We start from the raw sequence: 6,745 nt of genomic DNA, 5'->3' as shown, positions 1-6,745 counted from the left end.
CTAATATTGAATTATCTGATAAATTGCTCAAATCTTTATTTAGTTTTCCATCTAATTTAGTATCTACTTCTCCTTTATTATATACATCTAAATTTTTACGTAAAGTTTCTTTTTCTTTATCATTTATATTTGATAAATCTTTATTCAACTTTCCTTCTATTTCTTTTATTACCTCTGTTGATAACTTTTCTTTAACTATTACATGATCTGTTAAATTTGATAAGTTTTTGTCTAATTTACTATTTAATTTATCTCTTACGCCTTCAGATAGTTTACTTTCTAATATTGAATTATCTGATAAGTTACTTAAATCTTTATTTAATTTACCTTCTAGTTCCGATTTTAATTTTTTATCATTTAATTTATAAACTAATTTTCTTTCACTACTTTCATCTTCATCTATTTCTACACCTATCAAATCACTTCCATGTATTTCATATCTTTTAGCTGATATTAAAAATTGTGTCTCTCCTAATTCTGGAGCAGGTATTTCATGAATACTTGTGGAAACATCTCTATCCTCATATCTATTATTATTAACACTAACTGTAACACTGCCCGTCGTATTATCACGAGTTGGTTTTAAATCAACTTCTCCAGGTGATATAATTGTACTATCCTCTTCTCTAGTCATTTTTCTAACAAATATTGTATCATCTTCAGGTATTATAGAAACCTTATATTTAGGTTTATTTTCAACATTACCATAAATAGGTTTAATTGGCTTGTTATCTACATTACTGTCTAATCTTAAATTAAAATTAGCTGAACATGCTTCACTTTTACTTATACCACCAATTCTAGGAACATAGGTATCTCCACAGTACCAATATTTATCCGTATCACGTCCACCTCCAAACCCACCTCCTCCAGGAGTTGTATCAATTATTCCATTATTCTCTCTCCTATTAGAATATGAAAGTGTACTAATACTTAATAAAAGTATTAAGCTTAAAAATTTAAATTTGTTACTCATTTTAACCCCCCATTAACCTTTAGTAACTTTAGTATATCACTAATTAAATTTTAAATCAATATTTTTTTAATTTATTTTTAATTTAGATGTACGTGAAAAAGAAAAAGACCCTAAGGTCTTTCTCTAATATATTATTACATTTTGTTAGATATTGTTCTGTTTATAACATCTAATTGTTGTTCTCTAGTTAATCTTACGAAGTTAACAGCATATCCAGAAACTCTTATTGTTAATTGAGGGTAATCTTCTGGATGTTCCATAGCATCTTCTAATAATTCTCTTCCAAATACGTTAACATTTAAATGTTGACCTGTTGCATTAAAGTATCCATCTAATAATCCAACTAAGTTTATTTGTTTTTCTACTCTATCTTTACCTAAAGTATCAGGAGTTATAGCAAATGTATATGAAATTCCATCATTTGCATCTTCAAATGGAAGTTTAGCAACTGAAGCAAGTGATGCAACTGCACCATTTACGTCTCTTCCGTGCATTGGGTTAGCCCCTGGTCCAAATGGAGCTCCACTTCTTCTTCCATCAGGTGTATTTCCTGTTTTCTTACCATAAACAACGTTTGAAGTAATTGTTAATAAACTTTGAGTAGGTATTGCGTTTCTATACATTTTGTGACTTCTAATTTTGTTCATGAATCTTCTTGTGATTTCTACAGCAAAGTTATCAGTTTCATCATAGTTATTACCGAATGCTACATAATCATCACCTTCGTTAACATAGTCAACTGCTAATCCTTCTTCGTTTCTTATAATTCTTACTTTACCATGTTTAATTGCAGCAAGTGAGTCAGCAACTATTGAAATTCCTGCTATACCAAATGCTTGTGTTCTCTTAATAAATGTATCATGAAGAGCTAATTCATAACTTTCATAAGCATATTTATCATGCATATAGTGAATAATATTTAAAGCTTGAACATAAGTTTTAGCTAACCAATCTAATACTTTATCATATTTTTCCCATACTTCATTAAATTCTAAGTAATCACCTTTAATTGGTTCAAACATACCTTCTGGAGTTACTTGTATTCCTTTATTTTCATCTTTACCACCATTAATAGTGTATAATAAAGCTTTAGGTAAGTTTACACGTGCTCCAAAGAATTGCATTTGTTTTCCAACTGTCATTGGAGAAACACAACAAGCTATTGCAAAGTCATTACCAAATTGTGGTCTCATTAAATCATCATTTTCATATTGTAAACTTGAAGTATCTATTGATGTTTGAGCAGCAAATCTCTTCCAATTTTCAGGTAATTTTTCAGACCATAATAATGTTAAGTTTGGTTCTGGTGATGGTCCGATGTTGTATAATGTTTGTAAGTATCTAAATGAGTTTTTAGTTACTAATGATTTATTATCATCTAACATTCCTCCAACTGATTCTGTAACCCAAGTAGGATCTCCACTAAATAACGCATCATATTCAGGAGTTCTTAAGAATCTAATTATTCTTAATTTCATAACAAATTGATCTATGAATTCTTGAGCTTCTTTTTCAGTAATTTTTCCTTCTTTTAAATCTCTTTCAATATATATATCTAAGAAAGTTGAAGTTCTTCCTAAACTCATTGCAGCTCCATTTTGATCTTTAGTTGCTGCAAGGTATGCAAGGTAAACCCATTGAACTGCTTCTTGAGCATTTTCAGCTGGTCTAGTTAAATCAAATCCATAAGCATTACCTAAATTAACTAATTTTTTAAGTGCTTTTACTTGTTCAAAGATTTCTTCTCTTAATCTAACTACATCTTCAGTCATTTCATCTGGTTCTAAATTGTTATAATCTTTAGTTTTTTCTTCTATTAATTTATTAACACCATATAAAGCAACTCTTCTATAGTCTCCTATTATACGTCCTCTTCCATAAGCATCAGGTAATCCTGTGATTATTCCTGTTCTTCTTGCATTTCTAATTTCTGCAGTATAAGCTGAGAAAACTCCATCATTATGAGTTTTTCTATATTTTTCATAAATTTCTTTAGTTGATGGATCAATAGTATATCCAAATGCTTCTAAAGAATTTTCAACCATTCTTAATCCACCATTAGGGAATATTGCTCTTTTTAATGGTTCATCTGTTTGTACCCCAACTATTTTTTCTAATTCTTTCTTAATGTACCCAGGTCCATAAGCATCTATTTGAGAAGGTATCTTAGTTTCTGTATTATAGATCCCTTTTTCTCTTTCAATAGCTAATTTTGGTTTTAACTCATTCCATAATTGAGTTGTTGCATCAGTTGGTCCTTCTAAGAAACTACCATCACCTGTATATTCAGTATAGTTATTAGCAATAAAATCACTAACATTGATTTCTTTAGACCAAAGTCCTTCTTTAAATCCTCTCCACGCTTCCATGTAAGTCATCCCTTTCAATATTTAATTTTGTTTTATTTTCCTTTACAATATTATTCTATATCAACCAAATAAAAATTACAATGATATATCAATAAAAAATATATTTTTTTTTACAAAAAATTACAAAACCCTTTATATATGCTATATTTAGATAAAACTACAAATCTATATATTGTTATTTTTTTATTTTGATTTCACTATATGGAATATTTAAACATTTTTTACAAGATATAAATTGATTTTTAATCAAATATATAGTATAATTATTTTGTAATTATAACTTAATTTTAGGAGGAATTTAAATGAAATTAGTATTAGTACGTCATGGTGAAAGTGAATGGAATTTACAAAATAGATTCACTGGTTGGATTGATGTTGACTTAACAGAAAAAGGTGTTTCTGAAGCAAAATCAGGTGGAAAAGCATTAAAAGAAGCTGGTCTTAAATTCGATGTTGCATTTTCTTCATACCAAAAAAGAGCTAACAAAACATTAAATTATATACTAGAAGAAATAGACCAATTATATCTTCCAGTATTCAAATCTTGGAGATTAAATGAAAGACATTACGGTGCTCTTCAAGGATTAAATAAAGCAGAAACTGCTAAAAAATATGGAGATGAACAAGTTCACATCTGGAGAAGAAGTTTTGATGTTGCTCCTCCTTTAGTAAATACTGACGATAAAGAAAACTATCCTAAGTTCCAAGATAGATATAAAGATATACCTGATGAAGAATGTCCACGTGGAGAAAGCTTAAAAGATACAATCAAAAGAGTTTTACCTTACTGGAATTCTGATATATCTAAACAAATAAAAGAAGGAAAAGATGTTTTAGTTGTAGCTCATGGAAATAGTTTAAGATCATTAATTAAATATTTATTAAATATCGATGATGTTAAAATATTAGACTTAAACTTAAAAACTGGTTTCCCTTACATATTTGAAATTAACGAAAATTTAGAAATAGTTTCAGCACCTGAATTATTCTAATATAAAAGGCAAGTAGAAAGTAATCTACTTGCCATTTTATTTACATTTAACATTTTTAATTATTTATTGTTTCTAAGAAATAAAGGAATCCTTTTCTTCCTACTTCATTATTTTTATATACTCCACAGTCTTCCAATACTTTTTCAAATGTTGATCCTATAACCTTTTGTATTAATTCATCTAAGAAGTAATCTTTGGCTATCATCTCATCTGTAAAATTATTTTTTACCCATTCTATATGTTTCTTTAAATCCGAATTTTCTTCCATCATTTCTAAAACATCTTTAACATTTCTTATACTCATAAACAACTGTTCTAACTCTTCCATTTCATGTTTTAATCTTCCTGGAAGAACTGCAAGTCCCATAACCTCAATAAGCCCTATATTTTCTTTTTTTATAGAATGATATTCAGGGTGTGGATGGAACAAGCCTAACGGATATTTTTCAGTTGTTAAATTATTTCTCAACACTAAGTCCATTTCAATTTTCCCATTTTTAGTTCTAACTATAGGTGTTATTGTATTATGTCTAACTTCACCACTAAATGCTTTAATATCATTTTCATAATCTGAATGATGTATCCATTTTTGTAACACCTTATCAGCTAAATCAAGTAATTTTTCTTTTTCATTAAAACTAGCACTTAATCTCAAAACCGATAATGGCCAATTTACTATACCTGCTTCTATTTCTTCATATCCCTTAAAATTAAATTTTGAAGAAATCTGTGCATCAGCCATAGCAAAACTATGTTTTCCTGCTTGAAAATGATCATGAGTTAATATAGAACCACCAACTATAGGAAGGTCTGCATTAGAACCTATAAAATAATGTGGGAATAATTCTACAAATTCTATTAATCTTCTAAATCCAGATTTATCTATTTTCATTGGTCTTATTTCACTTGAAAACACTATTGAATGTTCATTATAATATGTATATGGTGAATATTGGAAATACCAATCTTCATTAGTTAAATTTAGTTTAATAATTCTATGATTTTGACGCCCTGGATGATCAATTCTTCCCATATATCCTTCATTTTCTTTAGCAAGTAAAGATACAGGATAACCACTTTTTTTATTATTCTTTAAAGCAAGAGCTATTTCTTTAGGATCCTTCTCAGGTTTAGATAAGTTTATAGTAATTTCAAGTTCTCCATATTTAGACTTATACTTAAATGCCATATTTTTAGCAATTCTATCAGTTCTAATATAGTTACTTTTTTGAGATACTTCATAAAAGTATTTAGTTGCATCTTCTTTTTTATTATTATACTTTTCCCAAAATTCTTTAGTTATTTGTGAAGTTCTTGGAACAATTATACCCATAAGTTGAGAATTTAAAAGATCTTTAAATACTAAAATATTTTCTTTAAGAATACCATTTTCTCCTGCCCACTCTGTTATATTATCTAAAATTTCACAAGGAAATTCAAGAGTTGAAACATATTTTAAAAATTCATCTCTTTTTGCTTTATTAAATATAGTATAATCTTCTATTTTTAAAGCTTCCAAAACCTTATTTCTTACTAAAACTTCATCAAGTGGATCTATAAATCCATTTTGTATACCAAATAGTATTAATTTTTCTATTTGTTCATAAATTTGCATTTTTATCTCCTAATATTTTCTATTTTTTTCCCATAACCAAGCTGATTTTACTATATCATCTAAACCATATTCTGATTCCCATTTAAGTTCAGATATAAGCTTAGTTGGATCAGCTATAAGAAGTGCTGGGTCTCCAGGACGTCTATCAGATTCAATAACTTTAAAATCTACTTCAGTTACATCTTTAACTGTATTTATTATTTCTCTAACAGAATATCCTTCTCCATTTCCTAAATTATACTCTAAACTCTCATTTTCTCCAAACATTTTTTCCATAGCCATGATATGTGCTTTAGCTAAATCATAAACGTGAATATAATCTCTAATACAAGTTCCATCTTTAGTTTCATAATCAGTACCAAATATCTTAACACTTTCACGTCTTCCATTAGCCGCTTCTAATATTACAGGTATTAAATGAGTTTCTGGACTATGAGACTCACCTATTAGTCCATTCATATCACTACCACAAGCATTAAAGTATCTTAATATAACAGATTTTAATCCATAAGCTTTTTCAAAATCCTTAAGTATTATTTCTACCATTCTTTTTGAACTTCCATAAGGATTTATTGGATTTTGAGGATGAGTTTCACTTATTTTAGAACTTTGAGGTTCTCCAAAAGTAGCAGCTGTTGAACTAAATACAAAATATTTAATTTTTGACTCTACCATTTGATTTAATAAATTTATTACTTTACCAACATTATTTTCATAATACTTTCCTGGATCAAGTACTGATTCCCCAACTTCTATAAAAGCAGCAAAGTGCATTACTATATCAATTTTCTCA

The 6,745-nt window shown here is 28.1% G+C and carries 5 protein-coding genes; 1 reads left to right on the top strand and 4 read right to left on the bottom strand.

Features of this window, described 5'->3' with window-relative positions; all coding sequences use genetic code 11:
• A partial coding sequence (locus tag ACWYO2_RS04365; RefSeq protein ID WP_455515276.1) for a hypothetical protein occupies nucleotides 1-976 on the bottom strand: 976 nt, incomplete at its 3' end.
• A gap of 134 nt (nucleotides 977-1,110) precedes the next feature.
• Entirely contained in the window at nucleotides 1,111-3,345 is a 2,235-nt protein-coding gene (gene pflB / locus ACWYO2_RS04360; protein WP_455515275.1) for a formate C-acetyltransferase, read from the bottom strand.
• Between the two features lie 302 nt (nucleotides 3,346-3,647).
• Between pflB and gpmA the strand changes: the two genes are divergently transcribed.
• Nucleotides 3,648-4,337, top strand: coding sequence for a 2,3-diphosphoglycerate-dependent phosphoglycerate mutase (gpmA, locus tag ACWYO2_RS04355; protein ID WP_455515274.1), 690 nt, complete (start codon nucleotides 3,648-3,650; stop codon nucleotides 4,335-4,337).
• A gap of 55 nt (nucleotides 4,338-4,392) precedes the next feature.
• Here gpmA and ACWYO2_RS04350 read toward each other — a convergent pair whose 3' ends face one another.
• Both ACWYO2_RS04350 and galE read right to left on the bottom strand, forming a co-directional pair.
• Complete coding sequence (locus ACWYO2_RS04350) at nucleotides 4,393-5,952, bottom strand: UDP-glucose--hexose-1-phosphate uridylyltransferase (protein WP_455515273.1); 1,560 nt, start codon at nucleotides 5,950-5,952, stop codon at nucleotides 4,393-4,395.
• 9 nt (nucleotides 5,953-5,961) lie between these two features.
• Nucleotides 5,962-6,745 (bottom strand): UDP-glucose 4-epimerase GalE (gene galE, locus ACWYO2_RS04345; RefSeq protein WP_455515272.1); only part of this gene is annotated, 784 nt, incomplete at its 5' end.

The organism is Pseudostreptobacillus sp., from assembly GCF_977040545.1.
This window is presented reverse-complemented; position numbering and strand designations above follow the sequence as displayed.

Coding starts and splice junctions, on each gene's coding strand:
- pflB (WP_455515275.1), bottom strand. CDS start 3,345: ATGGAAGCGTGGAGAGGATTTAAAGAAGGACTTTGGTCTAAAGAAATC.
- gpmA (WP_455515274.1), top strand. CDS start 3,648: ATGAAATTAGTATTAGTACGTCATGGTGAAAGTGAATGGAATTTACAA.
- ACWYO2_RS04350 (WP_455515273.1), bottom strand. CDS start 5,952: ATGCAAATTTATGAACAAATAGAAAAATTAATACTATTTGGTATACAA.